Source organism: Mycobacterium paraffinicum (assembly GCF_025822865.1).
In the GTDB taxonomy this organism is placed as follows: Bacteria; Actinomycetota; Actinomycetes; order Mycobacteriales; family Mycobacteriaceae; genus Mycobacterium; species Mycobacterium paraffinicum.
On the sequence record NZ_JACKUR010000014.1, the window covers coordinates 60455 to 84152 of the forward strand.

Annotated in this window: 20 protein-coding genes and 1 pseudogene; 8 read left to right on the forward strand and 13 right to left on the reverse strand. The window is 66.0% G+C overall.

All coding sequences use genetic code 11. The annotated features are described in order from the left end of the window. Positions 1–115: 115 nt before the first annotated feature. Together H7J89_RS03930 and H7J89_RS03935 are read right to left on the reverse strand one after the other, a co-directional pair. A complete protein-coding gene (locus H7J89_RS03930; RefSeq protein ID WP_372513705.1) occupies positions 116–2152 on the reverse strand; it encodes a glycoside hydrolase family 15 protein in 2037 nt (678 codons plus the stop codon). Between the two features lie 65 nt (positions 2153–2217). Continuing rightward, a pseudogene (locus H7J89_RS03935) lies at positions 2218–3452 on the reverse strand (FAD-dependent oxidoreductase). Positions 3453–3506: 54 nt separating this feature from the next. Here H7J89_RS03935 and H7J89_RS03940 point away from each other — a divergent pair. The 5 genes from H7J89_RS03940 to H7J89_RS03960 all read left to right on the forward strand — a co-directional run bounded on the left by H7J89_RS03940 (position 3507) and on the right by H7J89_RS03960 (position 7879). Further along, positions 3507–3701 (forward strand): hypothetical protein, encoded by a 195-nt coding sequence (locus H7J89_RS03940; protein WP_066952819.1) that lies wholly within the window; start codon positions 3507–3509, stop codon positions 3699–3701. Positions 3702–4033: 332 nt separating this feature from the next. Next, positions 4034–5065, forward strand: coding sequence for a sulfate ABC transporter substrate-binding protein (locus H7J89_RS03945; RefSeq protein WP_264036672.1), 1032 nt, complete (start codon positions 4034–4036; stop codon positions 5063–5065). Further along, positions 5062–5955, forward strand: a complete 894-nt coding sequence (gene cysT / locus H7J89_RS03950; protein ID WP_264036674.1) for a sulfate ABC transporter permease subunit CysT — start codon at positions 5062–5064, stop codon at positions 5953–5955. Before H7J89_RS03945 ends, cysT begins: the two co-directional genes overlap by 4 nt. Beyond that, positions 5952–6764 carry a sulfate ABC transporter permease subunit CysW gene (cysW, locus tag H7J89_RS03955; protein ID WP_264036676.1) on the forward strand — a complete coding sequence of 271 codons (813 nt, stop codon included), beginning with the start codon at positions 5952–5954 and terminating at the stop codon, positions 6762–6764. The genes cysT and cysW overlap by 4 nt, the downstream gene beginning before the upstream one ends. Before the next feature lie 20 nt (positions 6765–6784). Then, positions 6785–7879: a sulfate/molybdate ABC transporter ATP-binding protein gene (locus H7J89_RS03960; RefSeq protein ID WP_264036678.1), complete on the forward strand. Its 1095-nt coding sequence runs from the start codon at positions 6785–6787 to the stop codon at positions 7877–7879. Positions 7880–7892: 13 nt separating this feature from the next. Here H7J89_RS03960 and H7J89_RS03965 read toward each other — a convergent pair whose 3' ends face one another. The 3 genes from H7J89_RS03965 to H7J89_RS25865 all read right to left on the reverse strand — a co-directional run bounded on the left by H7J89_RS03965 (position 7893) and on the right by H7J89_RS25865 (position 10682). Beyond that, positions 7893–8636, reverse strand: a complete 744-nt coding sequence (locus H7J89_RS03965) for a phosphoadenylyl-sulfate reductase (protein WP_264036680.1) — start codon at positions 8634–8636, stop codon at positions 7893–7895. After that, entirely contained in the window at positions 8633–10300 is a 1668-nt protein-coding gene (locus H7J89_RS03970; protein WP_264036682.1) for a nitrite/sulfite reductase, read from the reverse strand. Before H7J89_RS03970 ends, H7J89_RS03965 begins: the two co-directional genes overlap by 4 nt. Positions 10301–10409: 109 nt before the next feature. After that, positions 10410–10682, reverse strand: a complete 273-nt coding sequence (locus tag H7J89_RS25865) for an Ms4527A family Cys-rich leader peptide (protein WP_372513706.1) — start codon at positions 10680–10682, stop codon at positions 10410–10412. 5 nt (positions 10683–10687) lie between these two features. On the opposite strand from H7J89_RS25865, the gene hemW reads away from it, so the two are divergent. Next, the gene (gene hemW, locus H7J89_RS03975; RefSeq protein ID WP_264036684.1) at positions 10688–11860 is read left to right on the forward strand and encodes a radical SAM family heme chaperone HemW; all 1173 of its coding nucleotides are present in this window, start codon (positions 10688–10690) and stop codon (positions 11858–11860) included. A 3-nt stretch (positions 11861–11863) separates the two neighbouring features. On the opposite strand, the gene H7J89_RS03980 is transcribed toward hemW, so the two are convergent. The 3 genes from H7J89_RS03980 to H7J89_RS03990 form a co-directional block, all read right to left on the reverse strand. Next, on the reverse strand, positions 11864–13090 hold the full coding sequence (locus H7J89_RS03980; RefSeq protein WP_264036686.1) for a sodium-dependent bicarbonate transport family permease: 1227 nt from the start codon (positions 13088–13090) through the stop codon (positions 11864–11866). A 221-nt stretch (positions 13091–13311) separates the two neighbouring features. Continuing rightward, positions 13312–14547 (reverse strand): sodium-dependent bicarbonate transport family permease, encoded by a 1236-nt coding sequence (locus H7J89_RS03985; protein ID WP_264036688.1) that lies wholly within the window; start codon positions 14545–14547, stop codon positions 13312–13314. Positions 14548–14836: 289 nt separating this feature from the next. Continuing rightward, positions 14837–15049: a hypothetical protein gene (locus tag H7J89_RS03990; RefSeq protein WP_067203288.1), complete on the reverse strand. Its 213-nt coding sequence runs from the start codon at positions 15047–15049 to the stop codon at positions 14837–14839. Between the two features lie 438 nt (positions 15050–15487). Between H7J89_RS03990 and H7J89_RS03995 the strand changes: the two genes are divergently transcribed. Both H7J89_RS03995 and H7J89_RS04000 read left to right on the forward strand, forming a co-directional pair. Further along, entirely contained in the window at positions 15488–16840 is a 1353-nt protein-coding gene (locus tag H7J89_RS03995) for a salicylate synthase (RefSeq protein WP_264036690.1), read from the forward strand. Between the two features lie 172 nt (positions 16841–17012). Continuing rightward, positions 17013–18029: an acyl-ACP desaturase gene (locus H7J89_RS04000; protein ID WP_264036694.1), complete on the forward strand. Its 1017-nt coding sequence runs from the start codon at positions 17013–17015 to the stop codon at positions 18027–18029. 370 nt (positions 18030–18399) lie between these two features. Here H7J89_RS04000 and H7J89_RS04005 read toward each other — a convergent pair whose 3' ends face one another. Genes H7J89_RS04005 through H7J89_RS04025 form a run of 5 tightly spaced genes read right to left on the reverse strand, consistent with a single transcriptional unit; the run spans position 18400 to position 23640 of the window. Next, on the reverse strand, positions 18400–19341 hold the full coding sequence (locus H7J89_RS04005; protein ID WP_264036696.1) for a MerR family transcriptional regulator: 942 nt from the start codon (positions 19339–19341) through the stop codon (positions 18400–18402). Positions 19342–19344: 3 nt separating this feature from the next. Continuing rightward, the gene (locus H7J89_RS04010) at positions 19345–20841 is read right to left on the reverse strand and encodes a flavin-containing monooxygenase (protein ID WP_276041699.1); all 1497 of its coding nucleotides are present in this window, start codon (positions 20839–20841) and stop codon (positions 19345–19347) included. Positions 20842–20843: 2 nt separating this feature from the next. Continuing rightward, entirely contained in the window at positions 20844–21764 is a 921-nt protein-coding gene (locus H7J89_RS04015; protein ID WP_264036701.1) for a ferritin-like domain-containing protein, read from the reverse strand. 19 nt (positions 21765–21783) lie between these two features. Next, entirely contained in the window at positions 21784–22626 is an 843-nt protein-coding gene (locus H7J89_RS04020) for an SDR family NAD(P)-dependent oxidoreductase (protein WP_264036703.1), read from the reverse strand. Positions 22627–22629: 3 nt separating this feature from the next. Beyond that, entirely contained in the window at positions 22630–23640 is a 1011-nt protein-coding gene (locus H7J89_RS04025) for an alpha/beta hydrolase (RefSeq protein WP_264036705.1), read from the reverse strand. Positions 23641–23698 lie beyond the last annotated feature (58 nt).

Here is a 23698-nt window from a genome sequence, read left to right on the forward strand (position 1 = left end):
CATCCCATGGTGGCGACCCGCTGCGCCCGGCCTGACGGCCGCGCTTGCGATCGCCACTACATTCCATGGTGGCGACCCGCTGCGCCCGGCCTGACGGCCGCGCTTGCGATCGCCACTACATCGGTGCGTTGGCGGGCTGGAACATCCCCGAGCCGTCGGCCTCCTCCTCGGCGCGGATCACGTGCACCACCGCGTTGATCAGCGCCAGGTGGGTGAACGCCTGCGGGAAGTTGCCCAGGTGCCGGCCCGTTCGGGGCTCGATCTCCTCGGCATAGAGGTGCAACGGGCTCGCGTAGGACAGCAGCCGCTCGCACAATCGCTTGGCGCGCGCCACCTCGCCGATCTCCACCAGCGCCGACACCAACCAGAACGAGCAGATCGTGAACGTGCCTTCCTCGCCGGATAGCCCGTCGTCGGTCTCCTCGACGCGGTAGCGCAGCACCAGGCCTTCCTGGGTGAGTTCGTCGGCGATGGCCAGCACCGTATTGCGCACCCGGGGGTCGTCCGGGGGCAGGAAGCGCGTGAGCACCACCAGCAGCAGCGAGGCGTCCAGCGCGTCGGTGCCGTAGCGCTGGGTGAACACCCCGCGGGAGTCCACCCCGTGTTGCAGGATGTCGTCCTTGATCTCCTCGGCGATGGCCCGCCACTGTTGGGCATAGCTCTTCTCGCCCTGCCGCTCGGCGAGCTTCGCCCCTCGGTCGAGCGCCACCCAGCACATCACCTTCGACGAGGTGAAGTGCTGCGGTTCGCCGCGGACCTCCCAGATGCCCCGGTCGGGCTCCCGCCAGTGCTTGATGGCCTCTTCCACCTGCTTCTTGAGCACCGGCCACAAGCTCTCCGGGATCTGCTCACGGGACTTGCAGTGCAGGTAGAACGAATCGAGGATGGAGCCCCAGATGTCGTGCTGGACCTGGTCGTAGGCGCCGTTGCCGATGCGCACCGGCCGGGCGTGGTCATAACCGGACAAATGGTGCAGGTCTTCTTCCACCAGGCTGCGTTCGCCGCCCACGCCGTACATCACCTGCAGCGGGTGGCGTTCGTTGCTGTTGGCTCCGGAGACGTCGGCAATGAACGCGAAGAAGTCGTCCGCCTCCCGGTCCAGCCCGAGCGTGTACAGACCCCACAACGCGAACGTGGAGTCGCGCACCCAGGCGTAGCGGTAGTCCCAGTTGCGTTCGCCCTGCGGCGTTTCCGGCAGCGAGGTGGTGGCCGCCGCCAGCAGGGCCCCGGTGGGCGAGTACGTCAGCCCCTTGAGCGTGAGGGCGCTGCGCTGCAGGTAGGCACGCCATGGGTGGTCGGGGAAGTTGCCGATGTTGATCCATTGCCGCCAGCACTCGGTGGTCTGCCACATCTTGTCGGCGGCCTCTTCGTATGTTTGCGGCGCCGGGTGCTTGGTCCAGCTCAGGGCGACGAACACATCGTCGCCCTCCTTCATGCGGGTACGGGCGCGCGCTTCGCGGCCCTCCAGCCCGATCCGCAGGTTGGTGGTGAGCCGCAGGGTCGGGTGGGCGTCGGGCTGCTTGGTGGCCCGCGCGATCGCCTCGCCGTACGCGTTGGCCGAGTATTCCCAGGTGGAGCCCACGCGGTGATAGTCGAACGCGGGTTCGCAGCTCATCATCAGCTCGACGGTGCCGCTCACGCAGCGCACCGTGCGCAGCAGGATGTGCTCGGCGTCCCAGTCCATCGGCGTGCGGCGGTGGGTCCTGGACCGGCGCTCGATGTCGTGCCACGGCCCCATCACCAGCGCGTCGCGCACGATCAGCCACCCGGTGTGGGTCTGCCACGTCGTCTCCATGATCAGGCTGCCGGGCAGGTAGCGGCGGGCCGAGGGCACGGAAACGCCGTAGGGGCCGAGCCGGAAATGGCCGGCGCTGCGGTCCAGGATGGCGCCGAAGACGCTGGGGGAGTCGGGGCGCGGCACGCACATCCATTCGACCGAGCCGGCCGGCGAGATCAGGCAGGTCGTCTCCCAGTCGGACAGGAAGGCGTAGTCCGCGATCGGCGGGAACGGGTTTCGCAGTGCCCCGCTCGAAGCCAGCGGCGCCGGCGCGCTGAAGTCGATGGGCGATGGCAAGGCCGCCGCGTCCGCTTGAAATGCCTCCTCGGGCATGGCGTCGGCGGGCTGGTCGTCGGGCTGGGCGTGCAGGACCATCCCGACATCATCATCTGTTCAGCGGCCCGGCGTCCATTCTTTCGCCGACGTGGCGCCGCTTGGGGTCATCCGCGGCGCCGGGCAAACCTCGGGGCGTGCTCCGGAAACGGGCCGATCGCGACGAGGTAGCCGAGTACTCGCCGCAGCACCGCGGAGTGGCCCACCAGCCGCACGCCCAGCGGCGCACGCTGCACGTTTCCGCCCACCGCCGCGGCGATCACGTTGGCATGGATCAACCGTTGGGCGGTCTGCAGCAGCGCGGTGGGAAACCAGCGGCGCGCCTGCACGCGGGCGAGTCGCCGGGTGGGCACCCGTCCGGCGCGCAGCGCGTCCGCCAGGATGCGGGCGGCCGCCACCGCGTCGGCCACCGCCAGGTTGATGCCGATCCCGCCGACGGGCGACATCGCGTGCGCGGAGTCACCGATGAACAGGACACCGTCGGCATACCAGCGACGAAGCCGATTCAGTTGTACGTCTAGCAGTTTCACGTCATCGAAAGACGTCAGCGTCTGCACGCGGTCACCGAGCCAGGGCACCATGCCGACCAGCGCCCGGTGCAGCGCTTCGATGCCCTCCGACCGCAGCCGGGTGTCGGTTCCCTTCGGGATGATGTAGGCGATCTGGAAGTAATCGCCGCGGTCGATCACGATGACGGCGTGTCCGGCCCGCAACACGCCGGCCAGACCCCGCGGATCGCCGGGGTAGCGGGGCAAGCGGAACCACCACACGTCCATGGGCGCGCCGAAGCTGTGCGGTAGGAGGCCGACCGAAGAACGCACCGTCGAAGAGCGGCCGTCGCAGGCCACGGTCAATTCGGCGCGCATCTCCTTGAGCTCGCCTGCCGGGTCCCGGTAGGTGACGCCGACGACGCGGTGGGCGTCCCGGATGACGCCGGTCACCTCGGTGCTGCGCAACAGCCGGAAGGTCGGTTCTGCCTCGGCGGCGGTGGCCACCAGCTCCAGGAAGTCCCATTGCGGCACCAGCGCGATGTGCTTGTGCGCCCCCGGCAAGCGGGTCAGGTCGAGGCCGAGCGGTGCGTTCTGTATCTCCATGTGGACGGTGTCGATGAGGCGGTGTGGAATTTCGGCGAATCGTGGGCCAAACCCAGTTCGTCGAGCAGTCGCAAGGTGCTCGCGTGCACGGTGTCTCCGCGAAAGTCACGCAGGAAGTCGGCGTGCTTTTCCATCACCGTGACGTCTATGCCGGCGCGTGCCAGTAGCAGGCCCAGCACCATGCCCGCCGGGCCGCCGCCGGCGATCAGGCAGGCCGTTGCCGCGGGTGGGGACGACGGGGCGGACATGGGCCGATCTTGGCACATTGGTTTTCGGCTGCAGGGCCGAATAGGGTGAGCCCCGTGACCGCTTTCCTGAATTGGTGGGACGGCAACGAGCTGTGGCTTTCCGGGCTCGCTTTCGTGCTCCAGGCCATGGTGGTGATGCCGGTCGTGCTGGTCGTGGCCGCGGTCACGGCGGGACTGCTCGATGGCCTGCTCGGCAAAAGCATCGCCCTGATGCGCCGGGCCCGCCACGCCGGTGAGGCGCCCGGGTAACGCCTATGCCTCGGTCACACGTGACGTTGATTCTGGTCTCGCTCGTGGTGCTGGTGATCGTCGCGTGGTGGCTAACGCACTGAGTGCGCGACTTCGCGCAGCGTGCCCGCACGGCGACGCGAGCGGTGGCGGGCCCGGCGATTCCTGTTAGGCTTCCCGCCATGCACGTGACATCCGGTGTCGTAGAACGCCATGTCTTCGTGCACTGTTGTCGCTGACCGCCGATCCCGTGTGCGGTCTGGTATGGGGTTCGTCAGGCCTCCCAGTCGTTTAGGCGCCTTTCCGCAGCAACGGGACCACTATCACCTAAGTCCCCGTACTGGAAGGCCCGAATGCTCCACGACATCGCTTCGCGCTGGCGGCCGGTGAGTGCGCTCGCCCTCATCGTCGCGGTCATCTCGGGGTGCAGTGGCGGCGCCAGTGACGTCGTGGGCGGGGGCGGACCGAGCAACGCGCGCACCAGTATCACGCTGGTGGCCTATTCGGTCCCAGAACCCGGCTGGAGCAAGGTCATCCCCGCCTTCAACGCCGCCGAGGAGGGCAAGGGCATCCAGGTGATCACCTCCTACGGCGCCTCCGGCGACCAGTCGCGCGGAGTCGTCGACGGCAAGCCGGCCGACATCGTGAACTTCTCGGTCGAACCCGACATCACGCGACTGGTGAAGGCCGGCAAGGTATCCAAAGATTGGAATACCGACGCCACCAAGGGAATTCCGTTCGGGTCGGTGGTAACCCTGGTGGTGCGTAAGGGCAATCCCAAAAACATCAAGGACTGGGATGACCTGCTGCGGCCGGGAGTTGAGGTCATCACGCCCAGTCCGCTGAGCTCGGGGTCGGCCAAGTGGAATTTGCTCGCACCGTACGCCGTCAAGAGCGAAGGCGGCGGCAACACCCAGGCCGGCGTCGACTTCATCAGCAAGCTGGTGCATGAACACATCAAGTTGCGGCCCGGTTCGGGGAGGGAGGCCACCGATGTTTTCGTTCAGGGCAGCGGGGATGTGTTGATCAGTTACGAGAACGAGGCGATCGCCACCGAGCGCGCTGGCAAACCGGTTGAGCACATCAACCCGCCGCAGACCTTCAAAATCGACAATCCGGTTGCGGTGGTGACCACCAGCCCGCACCTGGACGCCGCGGTCGCCTTCAAGAACTTCCAGTACACGGCCACGGCGCAGAAGGCATGGGGGCAGGCCGGCTTTCGGCCGGTCGATCCGGCCGTCGCCGCCGAATTCCGCGACCAGTTTCCGGCGCCGGCGAAACTGTGGACGATTGCCGACCTCGGCGGCTGGAGCGCGGTGGATCCGCAGCTGTTCGACAAGACCACCGGCAGCATCACCAAGATCTACACGCAGGCCACCGGATGACGGCCGCGATCACGCCCGACCCCCAGGCAATCAGGCCCGAGCTCGGTCACCCGGCAGGTGATGACGCCGGGCACCGCCAATCGAATTCGGGGCGTCGCAGGTCGGGTACCACGTCACTGCGGGTGGGAGTGGCAACGCTGTGGCTTTCGGTGATCGTGCTGCTGCCGCTGGCCGCCATCGCATGGCAGGCCGCGGGCGGTGGCCGGCACGCCTTCTGGTTGGCGGTGACGTCAAACGCCGCGTTGGAGTCGTTCCGGGTCACCCTGACCATAGCCGCCGGGGTCACCTTGGTGAACCTGGTTTTCGGCCTGGTCATCGCCTGGATGCTGGTGCGGGACGACTTCGTCGGCAAGCGGCTCGTCGATGCGATCATCGACCTGCCCTTCGCGCTGCCCACCATCGTCGCGAGCCTGGTGATGCTGGCCCTCTACGGCAACAACAGCCCGGTAGGGCTGCATCTGCAGCACACGGCGTGGGGCGTGGCCGTGGCGCTGGCCTTCGTCACGCTGCCGTTCGTGGTGCGTGCCGTGCAGCCGGTGCTGCTGGAAATCGATCGGGAAACCGAAGAGGCGGCGACGTCGTTGGGTGCCAGCGGCGCAAAGGTTTTCACTTCTGTCGTGCTGCCGTCGTTGACGCCGTCCTTGCTGTCCGGCGCGGGCCTGGCTTTCTCACGGGCGATCGGCGAGTTCGGGTCGGTGGTCCTGATCGGTGGCGCGGTACCGGGCAAAACCGAAGTGTCATCGCAGTGGATACGCACCCTGATCGAGAACGACGACCGCACCGGCGCCGCCGCGATATCCATCGTCTTGCTGTCGATTTCGTTTGTGGTGCTGTTCATTCTGCGAGTCGTCGGCGGACGCGCGGCCAAGCGTCAGGAGTTGGCGGCGTGACCTCGTCGCCCAGGGTTCGATACCTGATCCGATTCATCGGGCTCGCATACCTTTTCGTATTGCTGGCCGTACCGGTTGCCCTGATCCTGTGGCGGACGTTTCGGCCCGGCTTCGGCCAGTTCTTCGACTGGGTGAGCACGCCCGCGGCGATCTCGGCGCTGAACCTGACCTTGCTGGTGGTCGCCATCGTGGTGCCGCTGAACGTGGTTTTCGGCATTCCCACCGCTCTGGTGCTCGCCCGCAACCGGTTTCGTGGCAAGGGCGTGCTGCAGGCGGTCATCGATCTGCCGTTCGCGGTGTCGCCGGTCATCGTCGGCGTCGCCCTGATCCTGTTGTGGGGATCCGCCGGCGCATTCGGCTTCGTGGAAAGGGACCTCGGGTTAAAGATCATCTTCGGGCTGCCCGGCATCGTCCTTGCCAGCATCTTCGTCACCCTGCCCTTCGTTGTGCGCGAGGTGGAACCGGTCCTGCACGAATTGGGGACCGACCAGGAGGAGGCGGCCGCCACCCTGGGATCGGGCTGGTGGCAGACTTTTTGGCGGATCACCCTGCCCTCGATCCGGTGGGGTCTGACCTACGGCATCGTGCTGACCATCGCCCGCACCCTCGGCGAATACGGTGCGGTCATCATCGTGTCGTCGAACCTCCCGGGAAGGTCCCAAACCCTGACGTTGCTGGTCTCGGATCGGTATAACCGCGGTGCCGAGTACGGCGCCTACGCGCTGTCGACCTTGTTGATGGGCGTCGCGGTGTTGGTCCTGATCTTCCAAGTGATTCTGGACATCCGCCGGGCGAGAGCGGCCAGGTAGCCTGACATGGAGACTCGGATATGACAGACAAAGACAGCCGGTCCGTCGACCAAGCCATCGTCGTGCGCAACGCCTACAAGCGCTACGGCGACTTCGTGGCCCTGGACCACGTGGACTTCGTCGTGCCCTCCGGCTCGCTGACGGCACTGTTGGGCCCCAGTGGTTCCGGCAAGTCGACCCTGTTGCGGGCCATCGCCGGACTCGATCAACCCGACAGCGGGACGATCACCATCAACGGTCACGACGTCACGCGGGTGCCGCCGCAGCGGCGAGGCATCGGGTTCGTATTCCAGCACTACGCCGCGTTCAAGCACCTGACCGTCCGCGACAACGTCGCCTATGGCCTGAAGATCCGCAAGCGGCCCAAGGCGGAGGTCAAGGCCAAGGTCGACAACCTGTTGGAAGTGGTGGGGCTGAGCGGATTTCAGAACCGTTATCCCAATCAGCTCTCCGGCGGTCAACGACAGCGGATGGCGCTCGCGCGGGCGCTGGCGGTCGACCCGCAGGTGCTGTTGCTCGACGAGCCGTTCGGCGCGCTGGACGCCAAGGTGCGCGAGGACCTGCGCGCGTGGTTGCGTCGCCTTCATGACGAGGTGCACGTCACCACTGTTCTGGTCACCCACGACCAGGCGGAGGCATTGGACGTCGCCGACCGCATCGCCGTGCTGAACCACGGTCGTATCGAACAGGTGGGATCGCCGACCGAGGTCTACGACGCACCGGCGAGCGCCTTCGTGATGTCGTTCCTCGGCGCGGTATCCGCCCTGAACGGCAATCTGGTTCGCCCGCACGATATCCGGGTGGGCCGCAACCCCGAGATGGCCATCGCCGGCGGTGACGGCACCGCAGAGTCCATCGGGGTAGTGCGCGCCACCGTCGACCGGGTGGTAGTGCTCGGCTTCGAGGTGCGGGTGGAGTTGACCAGCGCCGCCACCGGTGGGGCGTTCACCGCCCAGATCACCCGCGGCGACGCCGAGGCCCTGGCCCTACGCGAGGGGGACACCGTCTACGTGCGCGCGACCCGAATCCCGTCCCTTGCCGCTAACTCGGCGGACAGCGGCAACGACCGTCCCACCGGCACCGGCGAGGATCAAGCCACGCTGACGTCGGCGTAACGCCCGCTCTCCGTTACGAGGCGTGCAGTCCGCACTCGGTTTTCGACAGCCCCTGCCAGCGCCCGCTGCGCGGGTCGGCACCGGCGAGCGGCTTGGCCGTGCACGGTTCGCAGCCGATCGACGGATATCCGTCGTAGACAAGCGGATTGACCAGCACACCGTGCTCGTCGATGTAGTTCTGCATGTCCTCGTCGGTCCACGTCGCCAAGGGGTTGATCTTCACCAGCTTGAAGCCCTCGTCGAAGCCGATCATCGGGGTGTTGGCACGGGTCTTCGCTTCGCTCCGGCGTAACCCGGTCACCCAGGCGGAGTATCCGCTCAGGGCCCTGCGCAGCGGCACGACCTTGCGCAACCGGCAGCACTCGCCCGGGTCACGCCCGAAGAGGTTCTTCCCCAGCAACTGGTCCTGCTCGGCCACCGTCTGCTCGGGGGTGATGTTGAGGACGTGAATGTCGTAGACCGATTCGACCGCGTCCCGGGTCCCGATGGTCTCGGCGAAGTGGTAGCCGGTGTCCAGGAACACCACCGGCACACCCGGCCGAACCTTGGAAGCCAGATCGATCAACACGGCCTCCTGCATGCTGGAGGTCAACACATAGTTGCAGGTGGCCCAGCCGCGGGGTCCGTTGATGCCGCCGAAATGCTCATCGGTCCACCGCAACACCTCCGTCGCGCTGGCGCCCTCGAGCTCCGCGGCGCCGCGCGCCGCCAGCTCCCGCAGTTCGGCTTCGGTCCGTTTCGTTGCCTGTTCACTCATCTCAAATCGTCCTCATCCGCCCGAATCGCCCACTGCGCGAACCGTTCTCCCGCACTGCGGTTTTTGATGAAGTTGCGTACCACCCGGTCGATATAGTCGCCCAACTCGTCACTGGTGACCTTGTGCTGGCGCAGCTTTCGCCCGAATCCGCTATCCAGCCCGAGGCTGCCGCCCAGGTGTACCTGAAAGCCCTCGACGGAGCCCCCGTGGCCGTCGTCGACCATTTGGCCCTTGAAACCGATGTCGGCCACCTGGATTCGCGCACACGAGTTCGGACAGCCGTTGATGTTGACCGTGACCGGTACGTCGAGCGCAGCGTTGATGTCCTCGAGCCGGCGTTCCAACTCGGGCACCAAGACCTGGGCCTTGCCCCGGGTTTCGGCGAACGACAACTTGCAGTACTCGATCCCGGTGCAGGCCATCAGGTTTCGGCGCCACTGGGACGGCTTCGTCTGCAACCCGAGCGCCTCCAGGCCCGCGAGCACATCATCGAGTTTGTCGTCGGCTATGTCGAGGATGACCAGCTTCTGGTACGGAGTGAACCGGATCCGGTCCGAGCCGGCCCGGTCCATCAGGTCGGCCACGGCCGACAGGATGGTGCCCGAGACCCGTCCGGCGATCGGAGCCGCCCCGACGGCGTTGAGCCCGTTCTTGAGCCGCTGCACCCCGATGTGGTCGATTGGATGCTTGAGCGGTTCGGGGGCGGGGCCGTCGATCAGCGGCCTCTTGAGGTACTCGGTCTCGAGAATTTCACGGAACTTGGCTATGCCCCAGTCCTTGATCAAGAACTTCAGCCGGGCCTTGGACCGCAGTCGCCGGTAGCCGTAGTCGCGGAAGATCGATGTCACGGCCTCCCACACCTCGGGCACCTCGTCCAGCGGCACCCAGGCGCCGACCCGCTGGGCCAGCATCGGGTTGGTGGACAGGCCGCCGCCGACCCACAGGTCCAGGCCGGGCCCATGGTCGGGATGGTTGACTCCGATGAAAGCGATGTCGTTGATCTCGTGCGCGACGTCCTGCAGACCCGAGATCGCGGTCTTGTACTTGCGCGGCAGGTCGGCGAAGTCCGGCTGGCCGATGTAGCGACGCACGATCTCGTCGATCGCCCAGGTCGGGTCGATCACCTCATCGAGTGACTCGCCGGCCAGCGGCGAACCCAGGATGACGCGCGGGCAGTCGCCGCACGCCTCGGCGGTCTGCAGGCCGACGTCGGCGAGCCGCCGCCAGATTTCGGGGACGTTTTCGACCTCGATCCAGTGCATCTGCACGTTCTGGCGATCGGAGATGTCGGCGGTGTCGCGGCCGAACTCGGTCGAGATCTGGCCGACCGTGCGCAGCGCGGCGGCCGAGAGCGCGCCGCCGTCGCAGCGCACCCGCATCATGAAGTACTTGGCTTCGAGCAGGTCGGCGTTCTCGTCGCCGGTGAAGGTGCCGTCGTAACCCTGTTCGCGCTGGGTGTAGAGCCCCCACCAGCGGAAGCGTCCGCGCAGGTCACTCTTGTCGATGCTGTCGAACCCGGCCTGGGCGTAGACGTTCTCGATGCGTTCGCGCACCTCGAGGGGGGCGCCGGCGTGCTTCATCTCTTCGTTGGGATTGAGTGGTTCGCGGTCTCCCAGCGCCCACTGGCCCTCGTTACGGGCCTTGGCGGGACGGGCTGTGGTCATTGGAGAGGACTCCTTCTCGACATCGCAGGCACAGAGGCGCAGCTCACCGGTGGTATCGGCGGCGCAGATCCGATGCCAGCTGGACGTACAGGTGGGCGGGTCTACGACATCAAGGGAGACAGCAACAGCTGCAAACACGCTTGAGATCAATGTGCCGCCGCGCCACGAGCGCAATGCGAAGGCTGGGCTGAGCGACGGTCACGCGTCCATTGTGCCATGCCCGCCGGGGGGGCCATACAACCAGGCCAAATATCGGCTCACGATGAGCGGAATTCGGATCAAGCTGGCCGCGCCGGTGAGAAAAGCCAGGAAAACGCTGCCGGCCGTCGTGCGCGGTCGCGGGATCGACACCGCGGCCGGGTACCGCCCACCGTGGCATCATTTGGCATGGCACTTCGCGAGGAAACGGTCGAGCTGCCCGAACTGCAGCCCATCCCCGGGCGGCCGTTCGGGGTGTACATCCACGTTCCGTTCTGCATAACGCGTTGCGGCTACTGCGATTTCAACACCTACACGCCCGCCGAGTTGGGCGGTGTGAACCCCGACGCCTGGCTGGCGGCGCTGCGGACCGAGCTGAAGCTGGCCGCCGAGCGGCTTGCCGGGCCGACCGTGAACACGGTCTTCGTCGGGGGAGGTACGCCGTCACTGCTGGGCGGCGCGCGTGTGGCGGCGCTGCTGGACATGGTGCGTGAGCATTTCGCGCTGGCGCCCGACGCCGAGATCACCACGGAGGCCAACCCCGAGTCGGCCTGGCCGGACTTCTTCGACGCCATCCGCGCGGCCGGCTACACGCGGGTGTCGCTCGGCATGCAGTCGGTGTCACCCAGGGTGCTGGGAGTCCTCGACCGCATTCACACCCCCAATCGATCGGCCGCCGCCGCACGCGAAGCCTTGGATGCGGGCTTCGAGCACGTCAGCCTCGACCTGATCTATGGGACGCCGGGGGAGTCCGACGACGACCTGGTGCGCTCGGTCGACACGGCGATCGAGACCGGCGTCGATCACGTCTCGGCATACGCGCTGGTCGTCGAGGAGGGCACCGCGCTGGCCCGACGCGTTCGGCGTGGCGAGCTGGCGGCTCCGGACGACGACGTGCTCGCGCACCGCTACGAGCTGGTCGATGCCCGGTTGTCGGAGGCCGGAATGACCTGGTACGAAGTGTCCAACTGGTCGCGGCCCGGCGGCGAATGCCGACACAACCTCGGCTATTGGGACGGTGGCCAGTGGTGGGGTGCGGGACCCGGAGCCCATGGCTACGCCGGCGCCACGCGGTGGTGGAATGTCAAGCACCCCAACGCCTATGCGGAGAGGCTGGCCGCTCCCAGGCTGCCGGTGGGAGGATTCGAGCGGCTGGACGCCGACGCGCTGCACACCGAAGACGTGTTGTTGAAAACTCGGCTGCGGCAAGGTCTTCCGCGTGACGTGCTGAGCGCCGCCGAACTCGAACGCGCCGAAGGCGCGGTCGCCGACGGGTTGCTGGTATCAGACGGCGACCGGTTCGTCCTCACGCCGCGCGGTCGGCTGCTGGCCGACGGTGTGGTGCGAACCGTCCTGGGGTAGTGCTCAGCTGCTTGGGAACCAGTGCGCGACTGCGTGATTGATTTCGATGTACAGCGGGATCCCGATGGTGACGGTGTAGGAGAATGTCAGGCCCAGCGCGGCCGCCAGCGGCAAGGTCGGGCTCGCCTCGGGGATTCCCAGCCGCTGCACGGCGGGCAGCGTGATGTAGGACGCCGAGCCGCAGAGCACGGCGAAGAGTACGTAGGTACCTGGCTGAAAGTGTGTATCGGTGAGGTTCGCGTAGCAGTAGGCGCCCAGGATGCCCAGCGTCGCAAAGGCATTGGGCGCCAACAAGCCGAAGACGATGAATCCGCTGCCGGCCAGCTTGAGATCCCGCAGCTTGCGGGACGCCGTCATGCCCATTTCGAGCAGGAACAGGCAGAGCACACCCTGAAACGCCGCGACGAACAGCTCGTTCTGGTCGTGCACAACCTTCTGGCCCTGCAGCGCACCGATGAAACCGATGGCGATGCCGCCGACGAGCAGGATCAGCCCGGGGTTGAGGAACACCTCCTGCAAAATCGCGCGCGAGAACAGCGGTGCCTTCTTGCGCTGCAGGGTGTCCCCGTCCCACTCGGGATGTTCTCGCTTTTCCAGCGAGAACTCCAGCTCCTCTTCGATCCCACGCTCGATTCGCTCGTCCACACCTTCGGCGCGCTCGCGCTGGGCGGCCGTGCCCGGCCCGACTTTGACGGGAGCCGTGTAGCCGTGTTCGTCCGGCAGGTAGCCGGAGTCGTCCATTCCCCGGTGCCGCAGTCGGGCCACCAGGTATAGCGCCACCAGGCAGCCGGGAATCTCCATGAACGCCAGCAGGACCGGCATGTAGGCGTCGAAGGCGATCCCGACGCTGGTCAGTACGGCCACGCAGGTGGCGAACGTGCCGGCGGAGTCCGATCCGTAGTAGCCCGCAACCGTCGCCCTGTCGACCCGCCGCAGCCGGGTCAGATAGCGCAGCAGAAGGTAGGTGAGTGCACCTATCACGAAATTCAGCGCGAAGCCCAGCGCCACGAACCCGGCGATGTTGTCGATCTCGGCCGGTTTGACCTTGGCGAGCTCCTCGCCACCTTGCCAGCCGATGGCCACCAGCAGGTACATGGTCAGGCCCTGGTAGATCACGTAGGGAAACTCGAACCGCACCTTCAGAATCGGGATGAGGAACCCGAAGTAGAAGAACAGCAACAGCGGCTTGAAGAGATTGTGGATGAAGTTCTGCCACAACTCGTAGAGCATGGGCGCCTCCTGGCGACGCAGACCGGCGCAGCGGGCGGCAGCAAGCGACTCGCGGCGCGCACGAACTTAACGGACACCCGGGGCTTCGGTGAGCCGACTCAACCCGTCTTTACGAACAATTAACAACCAGCTGGGTCGGGCGTCGGCTCAGGTCCGGCCCAGCCGGTCAAAGGAATTGTCGCCCAACACGATTCGCCGGCGCCGGCCTGGATCGAGCGCAACTAGAACCAGTGGCCGATCAGCCGATTGACCTCGATGTATAGCGGGATCCCGATCGTCACGTTGTAAGAGAACGTCAAACCGAGTGACGCGGCCAACGGCAGGGTGGGACTGGCCTCGGGTATCGCCAGCCGCTGGACCGCCGGGACGGCAATGTAGGACGCCGCGCCGCAGAGCACGGCAAAGAGCACATAGGTTCCCGGCTTGAAATCGACGTGGGTGAGCGAGGCGTAGATGTGGGCGACCAGGATGCCAAGTGGCGCAAAGAGGTTCGGCGCCAGCAGACCGAAGAGGATGAAACCGGGGCCCGCGGTTCGCAGATCCTTCAACTTCCGAGAAGCCGTCATGCCCATCTCGAGCAGGAACAAACAGAGCACGCCCTGGAACGCCATGACGAAGAACTTGTCGTCGTCGGCGACAACCTTCTGCCCCTGTAGCCCGCTGACCAGGCCGATGATGATGCCTCCCATCAGCAGGACGAGGCCGGGGTTGAGGAAAACCTCTTGAAAGAGCTCCCGCGAGAAGATCGGCACCCGCTTGCCCGTCGTGCGGGACAGGCTCTGGTCGGCCTCCCAGTCCGGATGGTCGAGCTTTTCCAGGGAGAATTCGAGCTCCTCCTCGATCCCGCGCTCGTGCTCGGCCTCGAGGCTCTGGCCGTGCGGGGGCTGGGCCGCGGTGCCGGGCCCGACTGAAGCCCTGACCGGCGCGATGTAGCCCGGCTCGTCGATCATGTTTCCCGCCGTGTCCATGCCGCGGTGGCGAAGCCGCGCCACGAAGTACAGCGCCACCAGGCAGCCCGGAATCTCCATGACGGCCAACATGACCGGCATGTAGGCGTTGAACGCCATGCCGATGGCCGTCAGGACGGCCACGCAGGTGGCGAACGTGCCGGCCGAGTCGGATCCGTAATACCCCGCGACCGTAGCTCGGTCGATTCTTCGTAGCGTTGTCAACCAATTCAGCAGCAGGTAGGCGAGGCCGCCGATCACGAAATTGAGCACGAACCCCAACACCATGAAGCCCACGATGACCCCGATGCTGCCGGCGCTGATCTTGGCGAGTTCTTCGCCGCCGTGCCAGCCGATGGCCAGCAGCAGGTACATGGTCAGGCCCTGGTAGATCACGTAGGGAAATTCGAAGCGCACCTTCAGGATCGGGATGAGGAATCCGAAGTAGAAGAACAGCAGGAGCGGCTTGAACAGGTTATGGGTGAAGTTCTGCCAGAACTCTTGCAGCATTCGATGCCTCCCTCGATGAGTGCGGTGATCAGGGAAAGCACCGTCCGCAAGCGGAGCCACCACGAACATCCCGACGACCGAGCAAAACCTATCCCCGCCGGTGTCAAACCGCCACTCGAATGCAAAGCGTGTAGTACGAGCGTGTCGAAGCGCTGCCGGCGGACCGGAGCGCAGAAAAACCCCTGTTCAAAGGCCTCTAGCCGGCGATCTCTCGAATGCGCGCCGGCGGTTTGGTAGGCGTGGATTTGGTGGGAAAGTGCTGTGTATTTGCTGTGGGGTCAGCGCAGAATCAACGCGCCGACGAAATGACCGACGGCCGGACCCCGACGCCCTTCTGGCGGTGTGTCACCGACAGCCACGCCATTGGTGAGTAATGGGTGGTGATTTTCTCGAAACCGTCAACGCGCGAAACCGTAAGCACGCCGGTTTCCTGGTTGATTTCGAGTTCGTCACTCTCGCCGCCCTGGACCTCTTCGCCGTTCGCAAGCCGGATCACGAACATGGTGTTGCTCTCGAATAGTCGTCCAGATAGGAGTTCAAGCGCCACTCCTTTACCTACTGCGATGGACTCACCGAGCCTCCGCGCCCAACTGAGCCCCGGTCGGCGGGTTTGCACGGATCGACTCGATCTTAGGAGAAGTCACGTCACCGTGGCCGGTCGATGTTCCGTCACGACGTAAACAGTGGGGAAACGTTCGGGGTGTCTTTGGGGTGTCGAGGTGCACGCTGGGGGTGCGGGTCCCGGCGACACCAGCTTTGCCACCTCGTTTACCTGCGGAAACTGTGAATAGCCGGGCCGCCGGGGTGTCGAGCCCAACTCCGCCTCTCAGGATCGCTGGTGCATTGACTCGAAGGGAGTTTTAGCGGGCCGGCCGGATTTGCCGGGGCTTGCGGGGAGTAGTTGCGCGCTCCTACATAGGTTAGGCTACATTTACTAACCGTGACCGAGGTCAGCGTTCAGACGAGTTCCGCCGGCTCCACGTCATCGCCGATTCCCCTTCCCGCGCACGTCGACCCGGCCGACCTGGCCGCCGAGCTTGCCGCGTTGCTTCCCGAACGAGTCGGCGAGGAATACCTGCTCTACGAGCGCGGCGGTCAATGGGTGCTGGCCAGCGGTGTGCGCGCGATGGTCGAGCTGGACAGCGACGAGGTGCGGGTCATCCGGGACGGGGTGGTTCAGCGGCAGCAGTGGTCGGGGCGGCCCGGGCCCGTGCTGGGCGAGGCCGTCGACAGGCTGTTGCTGGAAACCGACCAACTCTTCGGGTGGATCGCCTTCGAGTTCGGCGTCTACCGCTACGGGCTGCAGCAGCGGCTGGCGTCACGAACCCCGCTGGCTCGCGTGTTCTGGCCCCGCACGCGCATCGTGGTGGACCGGGAGGCGGTCCAGCTGTGGGACGCGACCGCGGCGCACCGCGACGCGGTACTCGGACTGCTGGGTGACGGTGTGCCCGAGGCGCGGCAGGCTCGCGCCGTCGACGTCATCGCCGACCCGTCTGGCTACCGCGACCGGGTGGCGTCGGCCGTCGCCGAGATTGCGGCGGGCCGCTACCACAAGGTGATCCTGTCCCGCTGTCTCGAGGTGCCTTTCCCGCTGGACTTCCCGTCCACCTACCGGCTGGGTCGTCGACACAACACCCCGGTGCGGTCGTTCTTGTTGCGGCTGGGCGGAATTCGCGCCGTCGGCTACAGCCCCGAACTTGTCGCGGCCGTCCATGACGACGGCATTGTGGTGACCGAGCCGCTGGCGGGTACGCGGGCGCTGGGTCGCGGCGTGGCCCGCGACCGGCAGGCCCGCGACGACCTGGAATCGAACTCCAAAGAGATTGTCGAGCACGCGATCTCGGTGCGAAGCTCGTTACAGGAGATGGCCGAGATCGCCGAACCCGGCAGTGCGGTGGTCGCCGACTTCATGACGGTCCGAGAACGCGGGAGCGTGCAGCACCTCGGCTCCACGGTCAGCGGGCGGCTGAGTCCGTCGCGCGACCGGATGGACGCACTGGAGGCGCTTTTCCCCGCCGTCACCGCGTCTGGCATCCCGAAGGCGGGCGGCGTGGAGGCGATCCTGCGCCTCGACGACGCACCGCGCGGACTGTATTCCGGTGCGGTCGTGATGTTCTCGGCCGACGGCGGCCTGGACGCAGCGCTGACGTTGCGGGCGGCTTACGAACGCGACGGCATGACATGGTTGCGGGCCGGGGCGGGTATCATCGAAGAGTCCACGCCGGAGCGGGAATTCGAAGAGACCTGCGAAAAGCTGTCCACCCTCGCGCCCTACCTGGTTCCGCGCCAGTAGCGCTTGCGCGACCGACTCGTGCCCCGCCGGAGCCCTCCCGGCGGGCTTGCCCCCTCCCCTGCGTAGGGACCTTTGGCCCTAGTTCGCCGGTTTCCGGCGTGTCATCTTTATGTAACCGCATGACACAGATACATTGTGCGTTACTTGACGGCACACATAACTGGAGGGCTTTGTGTCTAACGATCTGACCAACCTGCAGCTACTGCACGAACTCGAACCGGTGGTCGAGGATCTGCTGAACCGCCACCTGTCGATGTTCAAGGAATGGAATCCACACGACTATGTGCCGTGGTCGGACGGCAAGAACTTCTATGCGCTGGACGGTCAGGATTGGGAGCCCGGACACAGCAGGCTCCCCGACGTCGCGCTGGTGGCGATGGTGCAGAACCTGCTGACAGAGGACAATTTGCCGTCCTATCACCGCGAGATCGCGATGAACTTCAGCATGGACGGCCCCTGGGGGCAGTGGGTCAACAGGTGGACGGCCGAGGAGGCTCGGCACAGCACGGCGTTGCGCGACTACCTGGTGGTCACCCGAGCCGTCGACCCCGTGGAGCTGGAGAAGCTGCGGCTCGAGCAAATGACCCGCGGCTTCAGCCCGGGGCAGAATCAGCAGGGTGACCTGTTTGCCGAGAGCTTGTTCGACTCGGTCATGTACGTCTCTTTTCAGGAGCTGGCCACCCGGGTCTCCCACCGCAACACGGGTAAGGCGTCTCAAGAACCCATCGCGGAGCAGTTGATGGCGCGGGTGTCGCACGACGAGAACCTGCACATGATCTTCTACCGGGACGTCAGCGGGGCGGGTCTGGACATCGCGCCGAACCAGGCGATGAAGTCGGTGCACCGCATCCTGCGCAATTTCAAGATGCCCGGATTCACGGTGCCCGAATTCCGGCGCAAGGCGGTAATCATCGCCGTCGGCGGTGTTTACGACCCGCGCATCCATCTGGACGAGGTGGTAATGCCGGTGCTCAGGAAGTGGCGCATCTTCGAACGCGAAGACTTCACCGGGGAGGCCGCGCGGATGCGCGACGATCTCGCCGTGTTGGTCAAGGAGCTCGAGCAGGCTTCCGACAAGTTCGACGAATCCAAGCAGCGCTATCTCGAGCGCGAGGCTCGCAAGACCGAGAGGATCACCGCCAGCAAGGTGCTGAAAACCGAAGGGACACTGACCCTGAGCGGGCACTGACCGTGATTTTCCGCTGACGAGGGTCTCGCAGGCCAACATGGCTTAACAGCCATGCGGGCCCATGGGACCGAACGCCTTCGGGGTCGACGGGTCGGCTGACTTCTGAACGACCATTGGGAAGTTTGAAACGGGGCTGAGCGGGAACCCAGGCGCATCCCCCTCGGATGTTCACGTCAGGAAAGCTCATGGTTAGAGCACGTATCGACCGGCTCAAAGAAGACTGGTTTCTGGTTCTGGGCACGCTAGCCGCCTTGTCCACCCCGCAATTGGGCATTATCTACGGGTTTGCCGATCGTCCACGAGCGCAGGAACCCGTGGGGCAGGTGGCCCCCGCCTCGCCTCCAGTGGTCCGCCCCCGAAAATTCATCGCCTAGCCCGACGCCGTTTCCGCCGAAGAGCTCGACTCGAGGTAGTCGGCGAGTATGTGGCCCACCAGTGATTCGATGTTGGACTCGATCGACGATGCGAGCGTGGCGGTGACCGTCGCCACGGCTTGAGTGCGGAAGCGCACCAGCATCGTGATCAGCTCGGCGATCTCGGCATCCGGCGGCAACGGCTCGCCCGGCTTGATGCGGTCCAGCACGTGCTCGGCTCCGGCGCGCACCAGCAGGTCGCTGATCTTGTCGATTTCGGGCACGATCTGTTCGTGTAAGTCGACAAGCTTCTCCAATTTGACGCCGTAGCCACGGATTTCGTTGAACGCCTCGATCAGTTTCGGGCGGGTGACGGTGGCTTGGACTCCGTCGACCCGGATGACGTGCAGCGCAACCAGGCGTTCGAACGCGTCCGGGTCGTCGACGAGTCGCTGCGCCTCGGCCAGTGGCATGGTCTCCGGCTTCTCGGTGGTCCAGGGGCCCGCGATGGCGGTCTCCAGGCCCAGCACGTCGCCCAGGTTCTTGCCCTGCTCCCAGGCGCTGAGCATTTCGCGAACGTGCGCGATGTTGTATCCGCGATCGAGCATCGAGGTGATGAGCCGCAGCCGGGTCAGGTGGGTGTCGTTGAACAGCGCGATGCGGCCGACCCGCAACGGCGGGGGGAGCAATCCGCGGTCGCGGTAGACGCGGATGTTGCGGGTGGTGGTGCCGGCCAGCCGGGCCAGGTCATCGATCCGGTACTCACCGGACGCCGGGACGCCCTGGGGGTGGCGGACCGCCGCGTCGAAAAGCTGCGAGACCGCCGTCTCGATCAATTGCCGGTACTCCCGCGATTGGCGCCGAACGCGCTTGGGCGCGCGCCGCACGTTGTGCAGCACGCTGGCGATGGTGCCGGGTTCGGGGCTTGAAGAACGATGGAGCGGGCGGTCCGGTGCCATGCGTCAGCCCGACGCGGAGGCGAGCGCCCGGGTGCGGCGCGCCACCGCTTGGTAATCCTCGTAGCGGAAATCCCTCATCTGCCGAAGATACTGCGTCGCGAAACCCGGGTACATCGACCCGTTGTATCCGTCCTTGGTGAGGTACCAACTGCGGCAGCCGGACATCCACGTCGTTTTGGTGAGGCGGCGCTGGAGGCTGTCGTTGTGGCGGCGCTGGACCTCTTCCCGCACATCGAGATAGCGCAGGTCGTTGTCGAGGATGGCAGTGATGCCGCGCACCGCGTACTCCAGCTGGCCCTCGATGTAGACCAGCAGGGAGTTGTGGCCCGGCCCGGAGTTGGGTCCGGTCATAACGAACAGATTCGGGTACCCGTGCACGTTGATGCTCTTGTAAGCCTGTGCGCCATCGGCCCATTCGTCGGCCAGCGACCGGCCGCCGAGCCCGGTGACCGCAAAAGGCGGCCCGGTCAGATGGACGTCGTAGCCGGTGGCGAAGACGATGCAGTCGAGGTGGTGCTCGATGCCGTCGCTGGTGCGGATGCCGGCCGCGCTCATCGTGGCGATCGGCCAGTCGATGAGCTTGCAGTTGTCGCGCTGCAGGGCGGGGTAGTAGTCGCTGGAGACCAGCATGCGCTTGCACCCCGGCCGGAAGTCCGGCGTCAGTTGGCGTCGCAGCCACGGGTCCTTCACCTGGGTGCGCAGGTGCGCCCGCCCCAGGCGCGCGGCCAGCGAGGTCAGCGGTGTGTCCCACACCAGGGCCGTAGCGCTCGCCTCGTGACCCCAGAACAAGGCTTGCCGCGCAAGCTGTTGGGCGGCAGGCACTTTGGTGAACAGGGCCTGTACCGCCGTCGGGGTAGCGGCGTCCAGGCGCGGCAGCACCCAGCAGGGGGTGCGTTGGAACACCTTGACGAAGCCGGCCCGCTTCACCAGTTCGGGGATGATCTGGATCGCGCTGGCGCCGGTGCCGATGACGGCGACCCGCTTGCCCGTGAAATCGTAGTCGTGGTCCCAGCGTGCGCTGTGAATCTTGTGCCCGCGATAGCTGTCCAGACCGCGAATGTCGGGGAACCTGACGTCCGACAGTGGTCCGGATGCCAGCACGACGGTGCGCGCGCGGAATCGCTTGCGGCGTTTGGTGGTTGCGGTCCAGATCCCGCGATCCTCGTCGAATGTCAGGCCGCTGACCTCATGGCCGAATCGGATGTGGCGGCGGATGTCGAATCTGGTAGCCATGTCTTCGAGGTGGCGGCAGATTTCCGGGGCGGGGGAGTACGTACGCGACCAGGCCGGGTTCTTGACGAACGAGTACGAATACAGCAGGGATGGGACGTCGCAGCTGGCACCCGGATACGTTGTGTCGCGCCAGGTTCCGCCAACCCGGTCGCCGCGTTCCAGGATGACGATGTCGTCTACTCCGGCGTCGGCCAACCGGATCGCGGCCCCCAGCCCGGTGAAGCCGGCCCCGATGATGAGCACCGCGTGGGTGCGGTCGTCTGTCATGGTCACGCCGCCGGCTCGTGGGTGAGTTCTCCAACCCAAGTCGGTACCGACGGAAGCAGGGGCCGCGGATATCGGTCGGAAAGCCATACCATCGAATTCGCCAGCAGGTGGTACGGGTGGCGTGGATTTGTGACCACTCCCGCGTAGCGCCTCAGGAACCGATAAGTCGGTACCCGCCTGGTGCGTTCGCCGCGATCACCAAGCTCTTTAAATCTTTTCACAGCTCTGTAAAGCCGCTCCGGCTCCATACCCATGGCGGTGATCTCGTTGCGGATCCTGTTGATCAGCGGTGCGCCCATGATCGCGCCGATGATGAGACCCGGAGTGGCATTGTGACCGACGAAGTCGATCAGTAACCGTCGGATCTTCGCGTGCCCGATCATGTCGAGGACTTCGAAATCGACGACCAGGTGCCGTGATTCGTCATTGTTGATCTTCTCGAAGACCCGGTGGCAGATGGGGTCGTGCACCTCGTCGAGGAGGAATTTCAACAGGGCGCCGTCCAGTGCGACTTCGAGCATCGGAATGACCGTGCCCAGCAGAGACAGCGGCATGTCGTCGGCCCAGCGGTCCAGCCAGTCGATCGCCAGTCGGATGTTCACGTTCGGCTCGGGAATCTCACCGTCCTCGAGCATGCCCCAGCGCTTCATCAGCGCCAGTTCAGCGTTGGCGTGCCGCTGCTCCTCGGCGTGGAAGTAGCGGTAGATCTCGGCAATGGTCGGTGTGGGTGCCTTCTTCGCCAGCGCCGCGAAGCCCCTGGCGCCGATGTTCTCGATCCAGCATAGGTCGGCCATGAACGCCTTGAGCTGTGGCCGCTGTTCGTCACTGATCATTTCGGCACCGGGCGCGTCCCAATCGATGTCAGCCAGCGCCCATTGGCGATCCTTGATCTTGGCGAGCATTGCTTCCATGTCGATGGCCACCGGGAGCTCCTTTGCTTGATCAGGGCAGGTTGATTCGGGACACCAGTCCGGCCGCACGCGTATAGGCCTGCGGGGCCATGCGTTTGATGCTCCAGCCGATCTTGGCGTCGAGTTGCGGCATGCAGTACAGCTCGCCGCGGTCATGTGCGTCCAGGCAGATCCGCGCGACCTTGTCCGCGGAGAATCCGGTCCAGCGCATCAATTTGTTCGCCAGCTGGCTGGATTCCTCGCTGATGCGGCCCGACTCGACGATGTTGGTCTTGACGAAGGTCGGGCACAGCACCGTGACTTTCACCCCGGTGCCGGCCAATTCGGCGGCCAAAGTCTCCGAGAGTGACAGCACTCCGGCCTTGCTGACGTTGTAGGCGGCCATGCCCGGGGCCGCGCCGAAGGCGGCCGCCGAGGCGACGTTGATGATGCCGCGGGCAGCGTGCGACGGACCCCGCAGGACCGGGGTGAACACATGGCAGCCGTGAATGGGCCCCCACAGGTTGATGCCCAGCGTCCACACCCAATCGTCCAGCGGCGCATCGCCGATGGCCGCACCGCCGGCACCGACACCGGCGTTGTTGATGACCAGGGTTGGCGGCCCGGAAAACCAGGCCTGCGACTGGTCCGCCAGCGCCTGGACATGCTCGAAGTTCGAAACGTCACAACGGATGGCGGTGGCCCTGGCACCCAGTTCGGTGATCGTGTCGGCCGTGCTTTGGGCGGCGGCTTCGTCGATGTCGCTGCAGACGACCGCGCCGCCGCGGCGGGCGAGTTCTACCGCGAACGCCGCGCCGATGCCGCTTCCCGCGCCGGTCACCACCGCCGACGCGCCGCGGCTGGGTTTCGACCTTCCCAGCAATCTGTCCAACATCCCTCAGAGCACCTCCTGAGCCACGGCGCGCGCATCCTGCAACGCGTGGGCGATGAACCTCGCGACGTAGGCCACGGCCTTGGCGGCTTCGGGCGTCATGCGTGGCAGTGCCTGAAAGACGTGCACCTGATGCGGCCAGATCTGCAGTTCGCATCGGCCGCCCGCGGTTTGGATGTCGGCCGCAAGCTGACGGGCGTCGTCTTGCAGCATCTCGGCCCCGCCGGCCTGGATGAGGGTCGGCGGAAGCGGCGGGCCGCCGGCCACATTCAGCGTCAGCCGCTGGTGGGCGGGGTCGACTCCGGCGTGATACATGCCGACCAGGCGAGCCGCGTCGGCCGCCCGGATGGCGGGATCGCGACGCGTCCGTTCACGGGCGACGCACAGCGCGAAGGTGACGTCGTACAGCGGGGAGAACAGCGCCAGCGCGGCGGGATGATCGGCGGCGACCTCGGGTTGCAGCAACATGTCGACGGCCAGGTGTCCGCCCGCCGAATCCCCGGCGACCACAATTTGTTTCGGGGACACACCGCACGATTGCACCAGCCAGTCCCAGCCCGCCCGTGCGTCGTCGGCCGCGGTGGGAAAGCGGTGGCGGGGTGCGAGTCGGTAGTCGATGCTGAACACCGGCAAGCCGGTCATGGACGAGAGCCAGGACGTCAATCGCCGGTGGGTTTTCGGCGAACACACGGCGTAACCGCTGCCGTGCACGTAGTAGATGGCTCCCCCGGTCGTGGACGACCGCGGCGCCTCGCTCGTCGGCGTGCGCGGTCCGTACACCCATTCGCCCTTGACGCGGCGCCCGTCGGGCAGTTTCGTGTCGACGTGTTCGACGCGGGTGCCCGCCAGCGAGGGGCCAAACGTTCCCATGATCCGGGCGACGATCTGGCGCGACAGCCATAACCCCCATGTCCGCTCGGGGGGTATCAGGCCCGTGACGGGCCGCAGGGTGTACGCACTTACCGCTGCCGCGCCGCGGGACCGCAATGACCCGCGGGCCGGAACACCGTCCGCCATGCCACGAAGTCAATAACAAATGGTGACATTAGTCAATGGCAGTTTTGGGGCCGCGTTT

What these genes read in the sequence shown, in the direction of transcription:
- H7J89_RS03930 (WP_372513705.1), bottom strand. Translation starts at nt 2,152, where the DNA reads ATGGTCCTGCACGCCCAGCCCGACGACCAGCCCGCCGACGCCATGCCC.
- H7J89_RS03945 (WP_264036672.1), top strand. Translation starts at nt 4,034, where the DNA reads ATGCTCCACGACATCGCTTCGCGCTGGCGGCCGGTGAGTGCGCTCGCC.
- cysT (WP_264036674.1), top strand. Translation starts at nt 5,062, where the DNA reads ATGACGGCCGCGATCACGCCCGACCCCCAGGCAATCAGGCCCGAGCTC.
- H7J89_RS03960 (WP_264036678.1), top strand. Translation starts at nt 6,785, where the DNA reads ATGACAGACAAAGACAGCCGGTCCGTCGACCAAGCCATCGTCGTGCGC.
- H7J89_RS03965 (WP_264036680.1), bottom strand. Translation starts at nt 8,636, where the DNA reads ATGAGTGAACAGGCAACGAAACGGACCGAAGCCGAACTGCGGGAGCTG.
- H7J89_RS03970 (WP_264036682.1), bottom strand. Translation starts at nt 10,300, where the DNA reads ATGACCACAGCCCGTCCCGCCAAGGCCCGTAACGAGGGCCAGTGGGCG.
- H7J89_RS25865 (WP_372513706.1), bottom strand. Translation starts at nt 10,682, where the DNA reads ATGATGCCACGGTGGGCGGTACCCGGCCGCGGTGTCGATCCCGCGACC.
- hemW (WP_264036684.1), top strand. Translation starts at nt 10,688, where the DNA reads ATGGCACTTCGCGAGGAAACGGTCGAGCTGCCCGAACTGCAGCCCATC.
- H7J89_RS03980 (WP_264036686.1), bottom strand. Translation starts at nt 13,090, where the DNA reads ATGCTCTACGAGTTGTGGCAGAACTTCATCCACAATCTCTTCAAGCCG.
- H7J89_RS03985 (WP_264036688.1), bottom strand. Translation starts at nt 14,547, where the DNA reads ATGCTGCAAGAGTTCTGGCAGAACTTCACCCATAACCTGTTCAAGCCG.
- H7J89_RS03990 (WP_067203288.1), bottom strand. Translation starts at nt 15,049, where the DNA reads ATGTTCGTGATCCGGCTTGCGAACGGCGAAGAGGTCCAGGGCGGCGAG.
- H7J89_RS04005 (WP_264036696.1), bottom strand. Translation starts at nt 19,341, where the DNA reads ATGGCACCGGACCGCCCGCTCCATCGTTCTTCAAGCCCCGAACCCGGC.
- H7J89_RS04010 (WP_276041699.1), bottom strand. Translation starts at nt 20,841, where the DNA reads ATGACAGACGACCGCACCCACGCGGTGCTCATCATCGGGGCCGGCTTC.
- H7J89_RS04020 (WP_264036703.1), bottom strand. Translation starts at nt 22,626, where the DNA reads ATGTTGGACAGATTGCTGGGAAGGTCGAAACCCAGCCGCGGCGCGTCG.
- H7J89_RS04025 (WP_264036705.1), bottom strand. Translation starts at nt 23,640, where the DNA reads ATGGCGGACGGTGTTCCGGCCCGCGGGTCATTGCGGTCCCGCGGCGCG.